Here is a 1,259-nt window from a genome sequence, read left to right as displayed (position 1 = left end):
CTCGGCATCGCCGCCGCGCTGCTCGGCAGCCCCGAGCTGCTCATTCTGGATGAGCCGACGAACGGGCTCGACCCGTCCGGCATTCAGGAGATCCGCAGCCTGATTATGTCGCTGCCGCAGGAGCACGGCATTACCGTGCTCGTGTCCAGCCATCTGCTGAGCGAAATCGAGCAGATGGCTGGAACGGTCGGCATCATCCGCCAAGGCCGGATGATCTACCAGGACACGATTGCCCATCTCCGCCAGCGCTCGGCGGGAGAGATGCGGCTGGTCGTGTCGGAGCCGGAGGCCGCTCTGGAGGAAGCTTTCCGCAGAGGTTATGACGGCATGCTGCGCACAGGCGAGCTCCGCTTCTCCGGAATGAACGATGCGCAGGTCGCCTTGCTGGTCAAGGCTCTGGTCGAGCAAGGACACGCCATTTACCGGGTGGAGGAGCAGCGGCAGTCTCTTGAGGAATTCTTTCTGCAGGTTGTGGAAAGGGAGGGGCTGTGATGAACAGGCTGCTCGCGGCCGATTGGCTGAAAATCCGGGGCAAGGGCCTCTGGCTTCTGGCGCTTGTGGGACCCCTCGGCGTTACAGCGCTGCAGGCGCTCAATTTCGGCCTCCGCTTCGATTATATGAAGCAGCGATATGCCAAGGACTTATGGGGCGGACTGCTGGATAACACCGTGCAGTTTGTACCTGTGGCGCTTTTTCTGGGCGGTACGCTGGTCTGCTCCCTGATGTCCAATATTGAGCACCAGACCAGCGCGTGGAAGCAGCTTCTCGCCCTTCCGGTCTCGCGCACAGCGGTGTTCGCATCCAAGCTGCTGCTGTGCCTGCTGCTCCTGGCCATGTCCTGTCTGCTGCTCTCCGGCTTCGTCACCGCGCTTGGGCTGATTTTCGGCTTCGGGGCCTCCGCGATTCCGGTCCATGACATTTTGCGCATCGGCTTTCTGTCTTACGCCGCCGTTATGCCCTTTGTCGCACTTCAGCTGTGGCTGTCGCTGGCCTTCCGGAATCAGGCGCTGCCGGTTTCAATCGGCGTCATTTGCGCTATTGTGTCGCCTTTTACAACCACTCTATCGGAGTGGCTGCCGATTAACTGGCCCTACCTCGCGTGGAGCGGTCCGCACCGTCTCTATTTTGCGGGGGCGGGACTCGCGCTGGGCCTGCTGGTACTGCTGCCGGGAGCGGCGCATTTCGCAAGGAAGGATGTGAGCTGACAGCATGAAGATGTTTCTGAGAATTCTGTCAGCCGAAAGACTGAAGCTGTCCGG

The 1,259-nt window shown here is 60.9% G+C and carries 2 protein-coding genes; both read left to right on the top strand.

Annotated elements, in window-relative coordinates; genetic code table 11:
- Positions 1-492, top strand: a 492-nt coding sequence (locus L691_RS33070) for an ABC transporter ATP-binding protein (RefSeq protein WP_025692397.1), incomplete at its 5' end; no start/stop codon positions are given.
- Positions 492-1,205, top strand: a complete 714-nt coding sequence (locus tag L691_RS0121555; protein ID WP_332249109.1) for an ABC transporter permease — start codon at positions 492-494, stop codon at positions 1,203-1,205. The genes L691_RS33070 and L691_RS0121555, both read left to right, overlap by 1 nt.
- Positions 1,206-1,259 lie beyond the last annotated feature (54 nt).

Source organism: Paenibacillus zanthoxyli JH29, assembly GCF_000520715.1.
Classification (GTDB): Bacteria; Bacillota; Bacilli; order Paenibacillales; family Paenibacillaceae; genus Paenibacillus_AQ; species Paenibacillus_AQ zanthoxyli.
Note: the sequence above shows the minus strand (reverse complement) of the source record. Positions and strands in the feature narration are given on the sequence as shown.

Excerpts from the sequence above, each read along its gene's own strand:
- L691_RS0121555 (WP_332249109.1), top strand. The coding sequence starts at position 492 with ATGAACAGGCTGCTCGCGGCCGATTGGCTGAAAATCCGGGGCAAGGGC.